Origin of the sequence: Mitsuaria sp. 7 (genome assembly GCF_001653795.1) — a bacterium.
GTDB lineage: Bacteria > Pseudomonadota > Gammaproteobacteria > Burkholderiales > Burkholderiaceae_C > Roseateles.
The window spans coordinates 4,656,230-4,673,995 of record NZ_CP011514.1 but is presented as its reverse complement, the minus strand read 5'-3'; the positions used below and the strand labels follow the sequence as shown (position 1 = coordinate 4,673,995).

General features: G+C 68.5%; 14 protein-coding genes. 4 read left to right on the top strand and 10 right to left on the bottom strand.

Annotation, left to right across the window (positions count from 1 at the left end):
* Positions 1 to 23: 23 nt before the first annotated feature.
* The 6 genes from ABE85_RS20545 to adh form a co-directional block, all read right to left on the bottom strand.
* Positions 24 to 1,325, bottom strand: a complete 1,302-nt coding sequence (locus ABE85_RS20545; RefSeq protein ID WP_067283227.1) for an efflux RND transporter periplasmic adaptor subunit — start codon at positions 1,323 to 1,325, stop codon at positions 24 to 26.
* Positions 1,326 to 1,571: 246 nt separating this feature from the next.
* Positions 1,572 to 2,501, bottom strand: a complete 930-nt coding sequence (locus ABE85_RS20540) for a pseudouridine-5'-phosphate glycosidase (protein ID WP_197507090.1) — start codon at positions 2,499 to 2,501, stop codon at positions 1,572 to 1,574.
* A gap of 66 nt (positions 2,502 to 2,567) precedes the next feature.
* Entirely contained in the window at positions 2,568 to 3,668 is a 1,101-nt protein-coding gene (locus ABE85_RS20535) for a carbohydrate kinase (protein ID WP_067278981.1), read from the bottom strand.
* A gap of 185 nt (positions 3,669 to 3,853) precedes the next feature.
* The gene (locus ABE85_RS27730) at positions 3,854 to 4,771 is read right to left on the bottom strand and encodes an IS3 family transposase (RefSeq protein ID WP_231993327.1); all 918 of its coding nucleotides are present in this window, start codon (positions 4,769 to 4,771) and stop codon (positions 3,854 to 3,856) included.
* A complete protein-coding gene (locus tag ABE85_RS28545; RefSeq protein WP_231993107.1) occupies positions 4,675 to 5,256 on the bottom strand; it encodes a helix-turn-helix domain-containing protein in 582 nt (193 codons plus the stop codon). The genes ABE85_RS27730 and ABE85_RS28545 overlap by 97 nt, the downstream gene beginning before the upstream one ends.
* Before the next feature lie 91 nt (positions 5,257 to 5,347).
* A complete protein-coding gene (gene adh / locus ABE85_RS20520) occupies positions 5,348 to 6,868 on the bottom strand; it encodes an aldehyde dehydrogenase (RefSeq protein WP_067278978.1) in 1,521 nt (506 codons plus the stop codon).
* A 185-nt stretch (positions 6,869 to 7,053) separates the two neighbouring features.
* Here adh and ABE85_RS28815 point away from each other — a divergent pair, with 185 nt between their 5' ends.
* Together ABE85_RS28815 and ABE85_RS20515 are read left to right on the top strand one after the other, a co-directional pair.
* Positions 7,054 to 7,314 (top strand): hypothetical protein, encoded by a 261-nt coding sequence (locus ABE85_RS28815; RefSeq protein ID WP_310732587.1) that lies wholly within the window; start codon positions 7,054 to 7,056, stop codon positions 7,312 to 7,314.
* Between the two features lie 101 nt (positions 7,315 to 7,415).
* On the top strand, positions 7,416 to 9,227 hold the full coding sequence (locus tag ABE85_RS20515) for a sigma-54-dependent Fis family transcriptional regulator (protein WP_310732586.1): 1,812 nt from the start codon (positions 7,416 to 7,418) through the stop codon (positions 9,225 to 9,227).
* A 229-nt stretch (positions 9,228 to 9,456) separates the two neighbouring features.
* On the opposite strand, the gene ABE85_RS20510 is transcribed toward ABE85_RS20515, so the two are convergent.
* Positions 9,457 to 9,864, bottom strand: coding sequence for a hypothetical protein (locus ABE85_RS20510; RefSeq protein WP_067278975.1), 408 nt, complete (start codon positions 9,862 to 9,864; stop codon positions 9,457 to 9,459).
* Positions 9,861 to 10,805: an endonuclease/exonuclease/phosphatase family protein gene (locus ABE85_RS20505; protein ID WP_157522676.1), complete on the bottom strand. Its 945-nt coding sequence runs from the start codon at positions 10,803 to 10,805 to the stop codon at positions 9,861 to 9,863. The genes ABE85_RS20510 and ABE85_RS20505 overlap by 4 nt, the downstream gene beginning before the upstream one ends.
* Before the next feature lie 333 nt (positions 10,806 to 11,138).
* Here ABE85_RS20505 and ABE85_RS20500 point away from each other — a divergent pair, with 333 nt between their 5' ends.
* Positions 11,139 to 13,670 (top strand): GAF domain-containing protein, encoded by a 2,532-nt coding sequence (locus ABE85_RS20500; protein WP_067278971.1) that lies wholly within the window; start codon positions 11,139 to 11,141, stop codon positions 13,668 to 13,670.
* Positions 13,663 to 15,279: a CHAT domain-containing protein gene (locus ABE85_RS20495; protein ID WP_067278968.1), complete on the top strand. Its 1,617-nt coding sequence runs from the start codon at positions 13,663 to 13,665 to the stop codon at positions 15,277 to 15,279. Before ABE85_RS20500 ends, ABE85_RS20495 begins: the two co-directional genes overlap by 8 nt.
* Here ABE85_RS20495 and ABE85_RS20490 read toward each other — a convergent pair.
* Positions 15,257 to 16,480: an MBL fold metallo-hydrolase gene (locus ABE85_RS20490; RefSeq protein ID WP_067278963.1), complete on the bottom strand. Its 1,224-nt coding sequence runs from the start codon at positions 16,478 to 16,480 to the stop codon at positions 15,257 to 15,259. The genes ABE85_RS20495 and ABE85_RS20490 overlap by 23 nt on opposite strands.
* Before the next feature lie 37 nt (positions 16,481 to 16,517).
* Positions 16,518 to 17,645: a patatin-like phospholipase family protein gene (locus ABE85_RS20485; RefSeq protein ID WP_067278960.1), complete on the bottom strand. Its 1,128-nt coding sequence runs from the start codon at positions 17,643 to 17,645 to the stop codon at positions 16,518 to 16,520.
* Between the last annotated feature and the right edge of the window lie 121 nt (positions 17,646 to 17,766).

The following is a 17,766-nucleotide window of genomic DNA, read 5'->3' as shown; positions in this document are numbered from 1 at the left end:
GCAGCTTCCGCGGGGCTGAAGGCTTAGGGCGCGGCGACGTCGGTGGCGGAGGCACCACCGCCCGCAGCGGCGGAGGCGGCGGCCAGGCGCGCGGCGGCGGCCGGATCGACGGCTGCGGGCTGCGTGCGCAGCGGCGTGCCGGGGCGCAGGTTCTGCTTGCCGTCGAGCACCACGGTCGCGCCCGCGTCGACACCGTCGACGACGGCCATCTCGCCGAAGGTGTAGCGCAGCTTGACCGGCTTGAGCAGGGCGGTCTTGTCGGGGCCGACGACGTAGACCTGGCGGTCGCTGCCGCGCAGGATGATCGCGGCCTGCGGGATCACGATGGCGTCCTTCATGCTGCGCAGCGTCATGCGCACGCGCAGGTACTGGCCGGGCCAGAGCTTCTGCGCGTCGTTCGTGAACTCGGCCTTCAGCTTGATCGTGCCGGTGGTCGCGTCGACGAGGTTGTCGACGAAGGTCAGCTTGCCGCGGGCCACCGATTCGACGGACTTGCCGCCCTTGCTGTCCTTTCGCGAAGGTCCGCCTTCGATCGTCGGCAGGACGACCTGCACCTCGGGCGGCGTGACCTGGGCGCCGGTGGCTCCGGGGCGCATCGCGTCCAGCACGGGGGCGAGCTCGGTCTCGGGCAGGTTGAAGCTGATGGCGATCGGATCGATCTGGACGATGTTGACCAGCGGGGTGCCGGTGGCGCTGGCCTGGACCAGGCTGCCGGGCCAGACGTTCACGGCGCCGGCGCGGCCGGAGAAGGGCGCGCGGATCTCGTTGTAGCTGAGCGCGACGGCGGCGGATTCGACGGCGGCGGCGTCCGCGTCGACCAGGCTGCGGCCGCCCTGGAGGCTGGCCAGCGCGGTGTCGAGGGCGCTCTGCGCGACGAAGTTCTGGGCGAGCAGGTCCTTGGCGCGCTCGTACTGGCGCTGCAGGTCGCCGAGGGCGGCCTTGTCGCGGGCGAGCTGGGCGCGGGCCTTGTCGAGGTTGGCGCGGTCCGCGCGCTCGTCGAAGCGGAACAGGACCTGGCCCCTGGTGACCGTCTGGCCGTCGTGGACCAGCACGTCGCGGATGGTCGAGGTGGTCTGGGCGCGAAGGTCGACCTGGTTGATCGGCGTGACGGTGCCGGAGGCTTCGACGGTGACCGGGACGTCGCGGCGCTGCGCGGTGACGACGCCGACCGTCTGGGTGCCGGCGGGGCCGGAGGCGCCACGGGCGGCGGCCGCCGGGCCGGCCTCGCCGCCATCCCGGGACGCGGCGCGCGACTTCCACCACCAGCCCCCGCCCGCGACGAGCAGGACGACGATCAAGGACAGGACAAGGGGCTTGCGGCGCATGAACACGTTCTCCAACGACAAGTCATCCAGGGAGCGCTTTGCAAAGCTCCCTGAGGGCGCGGAAGGTTAAGTCCGGCTCTTTCGATGATTGTTTCGTTCAGGTTAATCCTGCGCGAGCGGGAGGAAAACCTGTGCGATTGGAGCGTGAACGAGCGTTTCCGGGGGGCCAGAGGAAGAGGTGGAGGTGCGCCGGTCGGACTCCCTCGCCCGCTTGCGGGAGAGGGTGGGGGTGAGGGCCAGCGGCCGTCAGAGTGCCAGTGCCTTGGCGAGCGCCGCGCCGACGACGGCGTTGTGCTTGACCAGCGCGATGTTGGTAACGAGGCTGGCGCCGCCGCTGAGGTCCTTGATGCGCGCCAGCAGATAGGGCGTGACCGCCTTGCCGCTGATGCCCTGCGTCGAGGCCTCCCTGAGCGCCTGTTCGACGAACCCGTCGATGACCGCCTGGGGCATCTCATGCGCGGCCGGGACCGGATTGCTGATCACCGCCCCGCCGCTCAACCCGAGCGCCCATTTCGTCCGCAGGAACCGCGCCTGGTCCTCTGGCGCGTCGATGCGGAAGTCCGCCTTCAACCCGCTGTCCCGCGTGTAGAACGCGGCGAAGTTCTCCTGTCCCACCGACAGCACCGGCACGCCGTGCGTCTCCAGGTATTCCAGCGTCAGCGCCAGGTCGAGGATGCTCTTCGCCCCCGCGCAGACGACGGCCACCGGCGTGCGCGCCAGCTCCTGCAGGTCGGCGGAGATGTCGAAGGAGGTTTCCGCGCCGCGGTGCACGCCGCCGATGCCGCCGGTGACGAAGACCTCGATGCCCGCAAGGCGCGCGCAGATCATCGTCGCGGCCACCGTGGTGGCGCCGACGCGACCCGTCGCCAGCGCGAAGGGCAGGTCGCGGCGGCTCAGCTTCATGGCGTCGGGGGACTGGCCGAGCAGCTCCAGCTGCGCGTCGTTCAGACCGACGCGGATCTTTCCGTCCAGCACCGCGATCGTCGCGGGCACGGCGCCGTGCTCACGCACGATCGTCTCGACCTCGCGCGCGGTCTGCACGTTCTGCGGATACGGCATGCCGTGGGAAATGATCGTGGACTCCAGCGCCACCAGCGGACGGCCTTCAGCACGCGCTGCGGCCACTTCGGGCGAGAAGTCGAGGAGGTTCTGGTCGATCAGGTCTTGCGTGGTCATGGGCTCTCTCTTGGATTCGTGTTTGATTCGTCTTGGATGCGGATGCGGGGCCTGCGCCGGTCGCGCTCAGACGAGCAGCGCCGGGCTGAGGGCTTCGCTGACGGTGGCGTCGCTCTGCAGCGTCAGCGCCGCCAGCTGCAGGCCGAGCGCACAGGCGCCGCGCAGGTCGTCGGGATCGCGGTGCAACGCAGCGGCGATGCCGGCGGTCAAGGCATCGCCGGCGCCGGTGACCTCGCGGATCGAGGCGGGGTTCAGCCGCGGCGGGGGGAGCAGGACGAGGTCGTCGCCCTCGGAGAAACGGAGGCCCGCCGCGCCGTCGCTCATCACGAGCCGCTGCAGCCCCGCGTCGTGCAGCGATCGCCACGCGGCACGCAAGGCGGCGTCGTCGGGCAAGACCTGACCCGAGAGCGCCTGCAATTCGCCGCGGTTCAGCACCAGCAGTTCGACGCCACGCAGGTCGGTGCCGAGCCGGGCCATCTTCGGTTCCGACACGGCCACCAGCAGGAGGCGCTGGTCGCGCAGGCGCGCCTCGGCACGCAGTTCGTCGAGCGTCTCGCGGGGCAGGTTCAGATCGGCGACCAGCCAGCGCGCCGGCGCGCGCTGCGGCGCGGTCTGGCGCAGGAAGGCGGGGTCGAGCCGGTCGGTCAACTCCATGTGCGCCAACGCCAGCACCAGCTCGCCATCGGGATCGAGCACGGCCGTGTAGCTCCCCGTTGCCGCGTCCGCGGCTTGCAGACAGCCCGCGCAATCGACGCCGAGCCCCTGCAACTGCGTCAGCAGCGTCTGCCCGGCAGCGTCGCGGCCGACGGCGGTCAGCAGGTGCACCGGCAGACCGAGCCGCGCGAGGTTCTCCGCGATGTTGCGGGCGACACCGCCCGCGGACTCATGCTGTTGCGCCGGATTCGAACTGCCCATCCGCAGCGGCCCGACGGCGCGCAGCTTGCGGTCCAGGTTCGTGCCGCCTATGCAGACGATGGGCTGGCGCTGCGGCAGCACGTAGGCACGGCCGAGGATGCGGCCTTCGCGGGTCAACTGCCCCAGGTGTCCGGCGACAGCGGAGCGCGAGAGCCCCAACTGGTCCGCTAGCTCCTGCTGGCCGATGAAGGGATTGGCCTCGACGAGCGAGAGCAGCTGTTCCTTCGAGGAGAGTTCCTTGGGGGGCGTCATGGCGGCCAATTCTAGAGAGAATCCACCATGGCGGCAAACAAATGTCTTTTAGTTAAACATTTGTTCTATCTTGGGATTTTGCAAGGGAGCCGCGCGACGACCGACTCCGGACGGCCAAGCGCGGGCACTCCACGTCGCAGGGGGCGTCCCTCTGAAGTGACCCCAAGAAGTTGGACAGTAGGAAGCTAGGCCCCCAAGGCCTGAGCTCGGTACGCCACCGGGCTCAGGCCTTTCAGCTTGAGCTTGATGCGGTGGTGGTTGTAGTAGTGGATGTAGCGGTGCAGCCCATGTCGTAGCTGCTCGACGCTGTCGAACTTGTTGAGCCGGAAGAACTCCGATTTCAGCGTTCCGAAGAAGCTCTCCATTGCCGCGTTGTCCAGGCAGTTTCCCCGACGGGACATGCTCTGAGTCAGGCCTCGCGTGGCCAGTTGCTGTCGATACGCCGGCATCTGGTACTGCCAGCCCTGGTCCGAGTGCAGCATCGGAGCTTCGTGGGCCATGAGCCGCGATAGCGCCTTCTTGAGCATGTTTCCCACCAGTGGGAAGAGTGCACGCTCGTTCATCTCGTAGGCCACGATCTCTCCGTTGAACAGGTCCATCACGGGCGACAGGTACAGCTTGTCTCCTCGGACATTGAACTCGGTCACGTCGGTCACCCATTTCTCGTTGGGCCGCTCAGCCGTGAACTGCCGGTTGAGCAGGTTGGGCATCGTGGCCATTTCGCCGCGGTAGGAACGGTACTTCTTGGGACGCACCAGCGACTTCAAGCCCAGATCCCGCATCAGGCGCTGCACCGTCTTGTGGTTGACCGCCAGACCGCTTCGTCCGAGTTCGTCAGTGATTCGGCGATAGCCATAGCGGCCCTTGTGGCGCTCGTACACAGCACGAATGCCAGCCTTCAGGCCGGCGTACCTGTCGCCGGCCTGCCGCTGCGCGGCCTGGTAGTAGAACGTGCTGCGCGGCAGACATGCGGCCAGCAAAAGCCGACGCAACAAAAACTGCGGCCTCAGCTCGAGGACGGCTTGCGCCCTTTCAGCGCAGCTTGCCGATTGGCTCGAACCAAGGCCTCTAATTTTTTTAGGTAGGCGACCTCCGTACGCAATTGCTCGTTTTCTTCGCGCAACTCTTCCAAGGAGCGCTTGTCTTCCGTCTTCTCGGGCGCGACTGGGGTGGGCTTGGGCGTTGGCATGTTCTTCGGAGGGCGACCCTGGGGTTTGGGATGAAGCGCTTGCGGGCCACCCTCATCGTACTGGCGCCGCCACAGGGCAACCACGGCACCACCCCCACGCACGTCGAACAGCATGGCCGCTTTGGTGTTGGACAGCTTCTCGCACTCGGCCCGGCGCAACAAGTCCAGCTTGAACTCCGCGCTGTAGCGCTTGCCAAGCCTGGTGCCCTCCAGCCCCGCCTTTCCATGCACGCGATAAGCCGCTATCCAGCGCCGTAGCAGCTCCTGAGCCACGCCGTACTCTGCGGCCAAGACTCTGTGGCCAGCCTCTCCCGATAGATACCGCTGAACAACTTCGAGCTTCAGACGCTCACTGTGCTTCGCCATGAAAAACACCCCATCGGTTGGATTGATGTCCAACCTTCGGGGTGCACTTCACTCCGGGAACCCCCAGCGACATTCCGGCCCCACCCGCGCTCACTGCCTGCGGGCCTTGGGACTCAGGACTCCGTCAGAAGAATCCCAACTTCTTCTGCGAGTAGCTGACGAGCAGGTTCTTCGTCTGCTGGTAGTGGTCCAGCATCATCTTGTGGGTCTCGCGACCGATGCCCGACTCCTTGTAGCCACCGAAGGTCGCATGCGCCGGATACGCGTGATAGCAATTGGTCCACACGCGTCCGGCCTTGATGCCCTTGCCCATGCGGAAAGCCGTGTTGATGTCGCGCGACCACACGCCCGCGCCCAGTCCGTACGGCGTGTCGTTGGCGATGCGCAGGGCCTCTTCCTCCGTCTTGAAGGTCGTGACCGCCAGCACCGGGCCGAAGATCTCCTCGCGGAAGATCCGCATGTCGTTGGTGCCCTTGAACAGCGTCGGCTCGATGTAGTACCCGCCCGCCAGGTCGCCGCCCAGTTGCGCGCGTCCGCCGCCGATGAGGCACTGCGCGCCCTCCTGCTTGCCGATCTCCAGGTAGGACAGGATCTTGTCCAGCTGCATCGACGAGGCCTGCGCGCCCATCATCGTCTCGGTGTCCAGCGGGTTGCCCTGCTTGATGGCCTTCACGCGGTCGATCGCCCGCGCGATGAACTTGTCGTAGATCGATTCATGGATCAGCGCGCGCGACGGGCAGGTGCAGACCTCGCCCTGGTTGAACGCGAACAGCACCAGCCCCTCGATCGCCTTGTCGAACAGGTCGTCGTCCTGCGCGGCGATGTCGGGGAAGAAGACGTTCGGACTCTTGCCGCCCAGCTCCAGCGTGGCCGGGATGAGGTTGGTCGCCGCCGCCTGCGCGATGACGCGGCCCGTCGCGGTCGAACCGGTGAACGCGATCTTCCCGATGCGCTTGCTCTGCGCCAGCGGCATGCCCGCTTCCTTGCCGTAGCCGTTGACGATGTTGAGCACGCCCGGCGGGAGCAGGTCCGCGACCAGTTCGGCCAGGACCAGGATGCTGACCGGCGTGGACTCGGCCGGCTTGAGCACGACCGCATTGCCCGCGCCCAGCGCCGGCGCCAGCTTCCACGCCGCCATCAGGATCGGGAAATTCCACGGGATGATCTGGCCGACCACGCCCAGCGGCTCGTGGAAGTGGTACGCGATGGTGTTGGCGTCGATCTCGCTGAGGCCGCCTTCCTGCGCGCGCAGGCAGCCGGCGAAGTAGCGGAAGTGGTCGACCGCCAGCGGCAGGTCGGCGTTCAGCGTCTCGCGCATCGGCTTGCCGTTGTCGACGGTCTCCGCGTAGGCGAGCAGCTCCAGGTTCTGCTCGATGCGGTCGGCGATGCGCAGCAGCACGTTGGCGCGCTCGGCGGCGGAGGTGGCTCCCCACTTTTCAGAGGCGGCGTGCGCGGCGTCCAGCGCGAGCTCGATGTCCGCGGCCGTCGATCGCGCAGCCTGCGTGAAGACCTGCCCGGTGATGGGCGTGATCACGTCGAAGTACTGGCCGTCGCGCGGCGCCGTCCACTGGCCGCCGATGAAGTTGTCGTAGCGCTTCTTGAACTCCAGCGGCGCGCCGGCCGCGTTGGGCTTGGAGTAGATCATGGTGTTGTCTCCGTGTAGTTGAGGCGAGGGACGCCGGAGACCTCATTGCATGGCCCGTGCCAACGCGGGCTTCGGACGCAAGACCCTCCTTGCCGGGCGGAAAGCCTCTTCCCATCGAGGGCAGAGTTGGTCAGGATCGGTCCACGCTGGACCAGACGCCTGAACGGTGGGACAGGTGTTCCGGAATGGAACACCTGATCGCCGAATCCGGTTCAACCCGGCGGGCATCACGCGCCGAGACGATCGAGAGCCCGCAAAGGGCCGGTGACGTCCATGAAAAATGCCAAGGAGACAACGGCATGGTGAAAACCCCGAGCGGCGCCGCCCTGGCGCCGCGACTGCTGCGCGCCGCGCGGCGCGAGCTGCTGGACACGGGCCGGCTCAGCGTCGAGGCGCTCGACGAAGGGCTGAGCCGCAGCTGGCTGCGCAGCCGCGATTCGGCCTGAGCCCGGTCGGCCGACCGCCCGGCGCGCCGCACGCGTCCGGCGCGCAACTGCGACGCGCGCTCGAGCGCCAGCACGAGCTGGTCGCCCATGCGCGCCCGGTGATGGAGGACCTCTTCGAGCAGACCGGCGACGGTGACGGCCTCGTGATCCTGGCCGATGCGCAGGGGCTGCTGCTGGGCGCGCTCGGCGACGGTCGATTCGTCGATCGCGCACAGCGGGTCGCGCTGCGGCCCGGTGCGATCTGGGACGAACGCTGGCGGGGCACGAACGCGATCGGCACGGCGCTGGCGGAGCAGCGGCCGGTGGCGGTGCTCGGCGGCGAGCACTTCCTGGAGCGCAATGCCTTCCTCAGCTGCACCGCGGCGCCGATCCGTGATCCGCAGGGACGGGTGCTGGGCGTGCTGGACATCTCCGGCGAGCAGCGCGGCTTCCAGCGGCACACGCTGGCGCTGGTGCGCTCGGCGGCGCGGATGGTGGAGCACCGCCTGTTCCAGACGCGCCATGCGGATGGACTGCGCTTGCAGATCCACGTCCAGCCCGAGGGACTGGGCACACCGACCGAGGGCCTGCTCGCGCTGAGCGAGGACGGCTGGATCCTCGGCTGCAACGCGGCGGCGCAGGCGTGGCTGGGGACGGACGCGGCGAGGCCGAGCCCACTGGAGTCGGTGTTGCCGTTGCGATGGACCGAGTTGATGGACTGGGCGCGACGGGACGGCGAAGGCGCCCGGCTCCTGCATCGCGAGGACGCGCCGCCGCTATGGCTGCGGCTGGATGCACCGCGCGGGTGGCGACGCCCCGCGCCGCCGATGCCACACGCAAACGCGAACGCAAACACGAGCGCGGGCTCGGCGATCGTCGAAGCGGAGGTTCTGCCGAGCTTGTCGCCCTGCGTGCCAAAGGTGGAAGATGCATTGCAGGCGCTGGACCTCGGCGACGCGGCAATGCATCAGGCGGTGCTCCGCGCGCGGCGGGTGCTCGACAAGCCGATCCCGTTGCTGCTGCAAGGCGAGTCGGGGGTGGGCAAGGACCTCTTCGCCCGGGCGGTGCACGACAGCGGTCCGCGCCGCGGTCGACCCTACGTGGCGGTGAATTGCGCGGCGCTGCCGGAGACGCTGATCGAGGCGGAGCTCTTCGGCTACCGGCCCGGCGCGTTCACCGGCGCTGCGCGGGAAGGGGCGCAAGGGCGTCTGCGCGAGGCGCATGGCGGCACCTTGTTCCTCGACGAGATCGGCGACATGCCCATGCCGCTGCAGGCGCGGCTGCTGCGCGTGCTGCAGGACCGGCTGGTCCAGCCGCTGGGCGGCGGGCCGTCGGTGCAGGTGGACTTCCAGCTCATCGTCGCGAGCCACCGTCCGCTGCGCCCGCTGGTCGCGCAGGGGTTGTTCCGCGAAGACCTGTACTACCGGCTCAACGGCCTGACGCTGTGCCTGCCGCCGCTGCGGGAGCGTCAGGACTTGCCCCTGCTGATCGAGCGCCTGCTCGCGGCGCTGGAGCCGGCCCGCCGCGTGGTGATCGATCCGACCTTGTCGCGCGAGCTGGCGGCCTACCGCTGGCCTGGCAACGTGCGCCAGTTGGAGCAGGCGCTGCGCATCGCCTGCGCGTTGATGGAGCCCGGCGAGTCGGTGATCCGGCGAGGCCATCTGCCGGATGATCTCGTGGAGGAGCTGGACCAGAACGAGCCGATGGCGATTCCGGTGCTCATCCCGGCGCTGCCATCGTCGACGTCACGCGCGAAAGCGGCGGCGTCGAAGTCCGCTTCGACGGAGGCACCACCGGCGATGCTGCGCGATCAATCGCGCGTGCATGCACGACGCGTCCTGGACGAATGCGAAGGCAACCACTCCGCGGCTGCACGGCGTCTGGGCATCGGCCGCAACACGCTGTACCGGCTGCTCAAGTCGCCCGAGGCGTAGAGCAGCGTAGGGCATCGCCTCACATGCGCATCAGCGATCCGCTGAAGCCGCGATGGGGTGAACCCGCCTTCCGAGGGCGCGCGTCGCTGCGTATTCTTTGGTTCATGCGGTCCAGGGTTCCTGGTGGTGGATCGCAAAGGCGCAAGCCGGACGTCAATGGGTAAGGCGGACATTCGAAAGGATGTCCGCCTTCGTCTTTTGGGCTGCGGATGCGGTGCGTCGGTGTGGCTCAGACAGAGAACTGTTGAATCGCTCGACCCACGCGGGCGCTTTCCATGAGCACGCTCAGTTCCTCCGTCAGTTGATAGGCAGTGCCGCAGGGAATGCGCATGAAGTTGTAGACGAGGCTGACCGAGTAGCCGCCGTCGATGTCGACGTCCCAGCCTGCAATGATCCGGCCCTCCTTGTCGTTCTTGGTGCTTCGGATCACAAGCCGCTGCGGCAGATCAGAGATGCTCATGAGCTTCTCGTCCTCCTTGTTTCGGAATTCGCCGACATAAAGCTCGGCATTGCCGAGGGTGGCGGTCCGGACCGCGAGATTCAGTTGATCGAGGATGCCGCGTATCTCCGCGCGTTCCGCCTCAGCGGTGTTTGCGGTCGCTATGCCCTCCTGGATGTGTCGCAGGAAATCAGTCATGGGAAAGTCCTTTCCAGGTGTCCGATGATGGGAAGGTGGTCGAAGATGCCGTGGGGAAATGCCTCGCCGTCGTCCAGCGCCGGGACGCTTGAAACCCGGGTGTTTTCTTCGTTCAGACGCCATCCGGATTGGCCGAAGAGCAGCGCCGAAGACACGATCAATTGATCGAAGGTATGCCAGTCGGAGTACTGCGCGCCGGGGTGGTGGTAGGTGCCGGCATCGCATTCCTGTTCCTTGGGCGAGCGCTGTGGGAGCGAACTGAGATGGCGCCAGAACGGGTTGTAGAGAAAGTTGGGATTCCGCAAGACCTTGTTCCTGTCCCGGCTCGCATACAGATATCGTTCCAGCCCCTCGTCGAAGGGCTCGTCGTTGAAGTCGCCGATCAGGATGACGTTCTCGCTCCTGAGAGAGAGGATGCGGTCGTCTATCCATCGCCGCAGATGGGCAGCGATGTGGGTTCGCGCGCTGTCGCTGCGATCCAGATGGAGCCTGCTGGGCCAGTGCGACGCGATCAGGCTGAAAGGTCGCCCACCTTCGTGCAGGCGGATGAGAAAGTGCAGGCCCACCTTGCAAATGCGCTCCCCGTCGTTTTTGACGATGGGCGAGCTGAAACTGACGGTGAGGCGATTCGTCCTGCTGAGCACGCAGAACGAGAAACGACTCAGGCCTGCCTTGTGGAAGGCGGGTAGCCAGGTGAATTCGGCACGGGCGATGGGGCAGGCCTCGCGCAGGCCCTTGACGCTGCACTCCGCCATCTCTCCCAGGACGACGACATCCGCCCGGATGTCCTCCACCAGATGGCGCAGCATCTTGCTGGCCAGCTTGAAGTCGTCCGGGCTTGCCCTGTCGGGCACTCGCGTCGGCGACAGTCCCGTGTTCCACCATGCAATGCGAATGCCCGGATCAGGCGAGTGTTGATCAGTCGGTCGGTCTTTTTTCATGGCCGGAATGCATCCTCGGCAACGCTGCGTTCGACATCGCCGAGCCCTGGCTGCCGGCGCCTGCTCCACTGCGGAATGTCGCGGGGAGGGCAGTCACTCTACGGGGGTGGAATTCGCAACGCCAGCGTCGGAGCGCTCTCCGATTGGTGGACTTTCAACGGCTGATGCCGTCGATGAGTCATGGCACCCACCGACACCTGTGCAGGGCACGCGTCGGGATCGCGGATCCCTAGGTTGTCAGGCGCGTCGCCGGATCAATCGGCGTAGCCTTCGAGCCGTTGGCAGGGGAGTGTCGGCAAGCAACGATGGCCAGGGATGGCCGGGAGGCGGCTCATGGATGACTCCGCGCAAGACGCCGCGCTGCGGCCCACCTCGGCGGCCGCCGCCGCGATGCTGGGGCAGATGAAGCGGGCGGTCTTCGACGGCTCGCGCATCGCCGTGATCCAGCGCGACCTCGACAACCACGTGCTCTACGCCAATGCCGCGGCGCTGGCGATGAGCGGCGTCGAGCACGTCGACCAGCTGCGCCTGGACCGGCTCTTCGCCGGCGAGGCGGGCCGCGTGCTCGACGAGGAGACGCGCGGGCGTCGCAACCGCGAGCTCGGCGCCTACCGCGTCACGCTGACCTGCCAGGATGATCCGGAACGGCAGGTCGCCGTCGAGGTCACGGGTCTGCCGCTGATGGACGAGCGCGGCACCGTGGTCGGGTCGCTCGGCTTCTTCCGCAGCCTGCAGCACCAGGTGCTGACCGACCAGGTACGCGCGCTCACGCTGAGCCACGCCGGCCGCCCGGACCTGCTGCCGCTGGTGGCGGAAGCATTGCGTCGGGAGCTTCCTTTCGACCTCATGCTGGTGTCGCGCGTCGTCGAGGACGACAGCGCCTGGGAGTCGGAGATCGTCTTCAACCACCCGCCGTTCCGGCAGGACGTGCCGACCGCGTGGTACGAGCTGAACGCCGCGCAGCGCGCGTTCATGGAGAGCCAGTGCGGCGGCGTGCACGACTTCGAGACGGTGATGAGCGAGCCGCCCTGGTCCGACATGGCGGAGGAGCCGATGAGCCGGCAGATGCACGCCATGGACCTCAAGTCCAGCATGTGGCGCCGCATCACGCGCGGCGAGGGCGAGGACGAACGGACCGTGGCGATCATGACGCTGCTCAGCCGCGAGCGCGGCGCCTATGACGAGCAGCACCTGGCGCTGTTCAACCAGCTGCCGCTGATCGAGGCGGTGCTGTGCAGCCTCGACCACGCGGAGCGCGTGCGCGACCGGCGTCAGCTGAAGATGTTCCGCGAGCTCAACCGCTGCGTCGACATCCAGGGCGCCTGCCGCTGCCTGTCCGATGCGCTGGTCGAGATCTTCGACTGGCAGCACGTGTCGCTGTTCCGGATCGACAGCGCGCGGGATGCGATCGTGCGCGTGGCCTCGGCCCGGCGCGGCGACGACGGGCTTGCGGTGGATACGGGCGTGTCCTGGGGCGACTACGCGCAGGGCCTCTGCCAGGGCATCCTCGGCCGGGTCGTGCGGACGATGCAGCCGCAGAAGATTCCCGACGTGACGCGCGACCCCGAGTATGTCAAGACGCCGGACGGCGAGCCCATCCGTTCGGAGCTGGCCGTGCCGATCGTGTTCTCGGAAGGCGAGCGCGTGCGCTTCATCGTCAACGTCGACGATCCGCGGGTGAACGCGTTCTCGCGGGAGCACGTGCGGCAGCTCGCCGACATCGCGCAGGAGGTGGCCGGCGCGATGGAGCGCATCAGCGATCTGACGCTGATGACGGAGTGCGTCAACAACGTCTCCGATCCGATCATCGCGACCGACGCGAAGCTGCGCATCCGTCGTGTCAATCCGGCGGCGGAAGCGCTGTTCGGCGTTGGCCGAAAGGCGCTGGAAGGACGCAGTCTGCTGGCGCTGTTCCAGAACCCGGAGCCGCTGGCGGCGTTGCTCGACGGCACCGAGGCGGGCGACCGGATCGGCGAGTTGCGCGTCTGCCGTCCGGGTGTCGCGGGCGTTGCGAGCGTCACAAGCGCCGTGGTCGATGAAGCGCCCGGTGCCGTCGTGCCGGGCGCGGACGCCGCTGCGCCGGCGGCGGACGGAGGCGCGATCTCCGTCTTCGTCACGCGGCGCGACTTCCCGGGCAGGCTCGGCGGTCACGTCTTCATCGCGCGCGACCTGCGGCCGATCCGGCGTTCGGTGCAGCTGGAGTTCCTCGAGGAGACCGCCTACGAGCTGGCCGTCGAGACGCAGGCGCCGCTGGGCATGGCGATGTCGTGCCTGGAGGATCAGCTCGAAGCCGCGTTCGCCTCCGAGGCGGCGCGCGAGCAGGCACGCGGGCGGGAGCTGCAGACCGTGCTGCGGCAACTGGGGCGCGTGAAGCACGCGTTCACGCGGCTCGCCATGTACAACCGCGAGGCGCGTGTGGCCTCGCGCGTCGCGAGCACGATCCGGCTCGACTGCGAGATCGACGCGCTGCTCGCCAGCCTGGCCGCGTCGGAGCGCCGCAAGGTCGTCTTCGAGACCGCGGCGCGCAAGGTGGAAGTGGAAGCCGACCACATGCAGATGCACATCGTCGTGGAGAGCCTGCTGTCGGTGCTGCTGCGCGCGGCGCCGGAGACGGCGATGGTGCGGCTCACGCTGGTGCCGGACGACGAGCTCGTCTTCCTGCGGCTGCGCGGCCGGTTGCCGCCCGCGCGGCGCCACGGCGAGCGCTTCTCCGCGCCCGAGGCGGCGCAGGCGGACCTGCGCCTGGCCAACCCGCTGCTGGGCAAGCTGATGAAGAACCAGGGGGGCGCGCTCAAGGCCGGCGTGCTGCCGGACGGCGACACCGAGTTCGTGCTGAGCTTCCTGCGCCGGAGGATCCATGGCTGACATCCTGCTCGTGCTCAGCCCGCAGCAGCAGGGCAGCCTCGGTCCGCAGATCAAGAAGCGGCTGCGGCAGCTGGGCCGTCACACGATCCAGGAAGAGACCAACCGTGAGACCGGGCTCGAACTGCTGACCGGCCAGCCCTTCGACTACATCATCGTCGGCAGCCAACTGGCCGACGACGCGGGCGCGGTCGTCGCCGAGGACGGCGGTCTGGCGTTCTGCCGCGAGGTGCGCGTGCTCGGCAGCACGCCGATGATGCTGCTCGCGCCGGCGATGACCACGGAACTGAACATGGCCTGCATCCGCCTGCGCGTGACGCTGCATGCGGATCCGGCGTCGGCGGGCAGCTTCGCGCTCGAACTGCTGGGCTTGGAGTCGCCTGAAGCGGACGGTGCCTTTGCCGGCGGCGATGCAGGCGGCGCAGGCCGTGGCGCAGCGGATGGCGCGCTCGCGGGCCGCGGCGGACGGGCGCGCGTGGCGGCCCTGAATCCGTGCCTCGACATCCGGGTGTCCGCGATCGCGGACAACTGGCGCTTCGAGATGCACGGCATCGATTTCCAGTTCACGGGGGCGGGGCCGTTGACCGTCAGCAAGTCGGCGCGGCTCGACTGGCAGGCCCAGTACATGCACGAGCCCGATTGGTACAAGGAGTTCTCCCGCATCGGCAAGAGCATCCGCATCGCGCTGTGCGAGGACCAGGAGAGCTTCCGGCTGCAGCGCGAGAACGCGCGCCTCAAGGCCTTCCAGCAGCTCGGCGATGCCGGCAAGGACGTGACCGACCGCATCACCTTCGAGGTGTCGGAGGACTGCTATCCGTTGCTGCTCGAAGCGATGTTCGAGCCCTCGCAGGAAGTGCCCTGGCTGGCGAAGGCGGCGTCGATGTCGCGGCGGCTCGCGGCCTCGAAGGAGAGCCAGAGCAGCCTGTTCGCCGGTCCGGTGGCGGCACGCCGCGCGCTGCTCATCTGCGCGGACACGCATGGCACGGCGTACGACGACCAGCTCAAGGGCGGGGCGCTGCAGCTGGCGCCGCTGACGGCGGTGCGGCGCGAATGCGCGCGGGTGAAGAAGCTGCTGACGCGGCCCGATCCGCGCAGCGGCCAGCCGCTCTTCCACGAGCGCAACGTCAGCGTCATCGGCCTCGACGGCCCGCTCAGCCGGGAGAGCCTCGTGGCGGCGCTGGGCGACGGCGGCTGGGACCTGATCCACTTCGCCGGCCACACCTGCTTCCAGCCGGCCGGCGCGCGGCAGCTGGGCGGCACCGGGTTCCTGTTCGTCGGGCCGAAGGAGGAGCCGCAGTGCGTCGACTTCGGCGACATCCTGAGCTATCTGCGCGACACGCGCTTCGTCTACCTGAGCAGCTGCGAAAGCGGCAATTCGGGCTTCGCGACGCTGGCCGCGGAGGCCGGCATCCATGCGCTGCTCGGCTATCGCTGCCGGGTGAACGACCGGACGGCGGCCGTGCAGGCGCTGCTCTTCTACCGGATGCTGCAGCGCAGCCGCTCGCTGGATGCCGCCTTCGGTCACGCGCGGCGTCGCCTCTACCGCCGCTACGAAGGGCAGGACAACGCCTGGGCCTCGGCGATGCTGGTCACGTCGGGCGTCCTGTCATGAGGTCGAGCGAGAGACCCGCCGCGGCGTCGGCGGGGTAGATGGCCTCGTGCCCGTGCGCGGCGCGAAGGGCCGGGTCGTCCCACGGCGCCGTTCGCACCGAGCGGTAGTTGAAGAGCAGCCGTACCCCCGGCACGTTCCTCACGACGGTGTGGATCGCCTCGTCGTCGGGGTGGTTGAAGATGCTGCCGTCGGTCGAGACCAGCCAGGTCTTGCAGTCGATGCGACTGAGGAGGTCCTCGCTCAGGTTGGCGGCCGATCCGTGATGGGCCATCTTCACCGCGTCGAGTCGCAGGCGCGGTTCTCCTGCCGCGCCGGCCAGGCGGCGCAGCGCGGCGGTCAGCGTCGGCGCGTGCGCATCGCCGAGCAGCGCGATGCGCCGGTCCTGGTACTCGGCGATCACGGCGATGCTGGAGCCGTTGGCCACGGCGTTGTCGATCGGGCCGAGCGCCAGCGCGGCGGAGGACAGCATCTCCTCGGGCTTCGGCCGCCGGCGCAGTCCGCCGGAACGGAAGGCCGCGCGGCCTTCGAGGCGCGCGCTCAGCGCGGCGTCATCGGTGGCGTCCAGCTCGGCGCGGTCCAGCGCGCGATCCCAGGCGGCGCGCAGCTTCTCGAGCTTCTCCAGCGTCGGCGACAGCAGCGTCAGGCGCAGGCCGCCGGGCAGCTCGCGCACGGGCAGCGGACCGATCGCCGGCACGAAGATCGGTGCGCCCTGGAAGGCCGCGTTCCACTGACGGTCTTCGATGCGGACGCTGATCATCGAGCCCTGCAGTGCGCTGCGTTGGGCGTTGGCCTCGGCGGCCGCAAGGCCGCCCATCGCTCCCATCGTTCCCGCCGCTCCTATCGCTCCTATCGCTCCCGTAGTGCCTGTCGCACCGGGCCGTGGCGGCGGCGGCTCCTTCAGCGGCTGCGCGATATGCGGCCAGCCGTTGAACCAGATGTCGCGGAAGGTGGCCAGCTCGCGGTGGTTCAGCAGCTTGAGGCAGCCCTCGATGTGATCGCCGTCGACGTGCGTGATGACGAGCAGCTCCAGCTCGCGCTGGTCCGCAGGGAGCGCCGCGAGTCGCTGCGACAGCGCGCCGTACGCGCCGATCGGACCGCCGTCGATGAGCACGCGATGCGGTCGCGCGGCGTCGCCGTATTCGAGCAGCAGACAGTCGCCGTGGCGCGCGGGCAGCAGTTCGATGCGGAAGATGTCAGACATCGCGGGCGTGTTCGGAAGCAGCGTGCGTTGAGCGACGTCAGTTCAGCGCGTGCTTCGGATATGGCCAGGCCGGCGACTGGTGTCGCGTCGCCGCATGCGGCGAGCGCGATCTCACCGCGGCGTCGCTGACCGCGTAGCCCCAGTTGATCAGCTCGCACTGCTCCTGTTCCTTGAAGCGGTCGAGCCGTGTGCGGATCGCCGCGAGGTCGGCGACGCGCGCCGGGGCCACCGGAAGCTTCGCTTCTTCGGTTGCCGGGTAGTCGGCGATGTCGGTGTCGATGGCCCAGAACGCGCCCTTCGCATCGCCGCGCGCGTAGGCCGCGATCAGCATGCGCTTGCGCAGCGCCAGCGCCTGGTTCAGGCCGATGTCCATCGTGCGCATCAGTTGACGCGGCGCCATCGTGCCGATGCCCGCGTCGATGTCGAAGGGCTTGCCGGCGTCGCTGACCAGCACCGTCTCGTAGCGTCCCCAGACCGTCTCCAGACCGAGGTTGTCGTAGACGCCGCCGTCGGCCAGCATCAGGCGGCGCCGGTAGTCGATCTGGTCGTAGAGATCGGCGCCGTCGACCTTGGTGAAGTCTTCGGGGCGCACGTCCAGCTCGATGGGCGCGAGCACCGGCGGGAACGCGCTGGAACAGGCGACCGCCGTCGCCACATCGAAGCGCGGCTTCGGGATCAGGCCGATGCGGTAGTCCCCTGCGTAGGGCTTGGAGAAGCGGAAGCTGACGCCGGTCGCGTAGTTGGTCGCGTTGAACACGAAGCGCGGGTCGTCCGGCAGCGACTGCAGCGATGCATCGAGCCCCAGGCGCTTGCGGTACTCGTCGGCGACGGCTTCTCCCGCGGAGCGGAACGGGTTGAACGCGCCGGAGAGCACCGAGGCGACGTCGATGTTGCGCGCGCAGAACTCGCGCAGCGGCGCGACGACTTCGGACTCGAACTGCGCGGAATGGCCGTCGGCCCCGAATGCGAGCCGCGGCCAGCGCACGGCCAGAAGACCCGAGGTGATCGAGCCGCCCGACACGCTGGAGATCCGCGCCAGCTTGCCCAGCACGCCGAGCTCGTTGAGCCGCCACAGCACGCCGACATGGAACAGCACGGCCCGGAAGCCGCCGCCCGACAGTGCCAGCGCGATGCCGCTGGTGCGCGCGTCATGGGCCAAGGGCATGGCGGTCTCCCGCTGTATGGATCGCCCAGCCTAGGCTTCGCGCGAGCGGGCCGCAATCTGCGAAGTTGGGGATGACCGAGGAAATGGAGGGGACGCCCCGCGAAGATTTCAAACTTGTAAT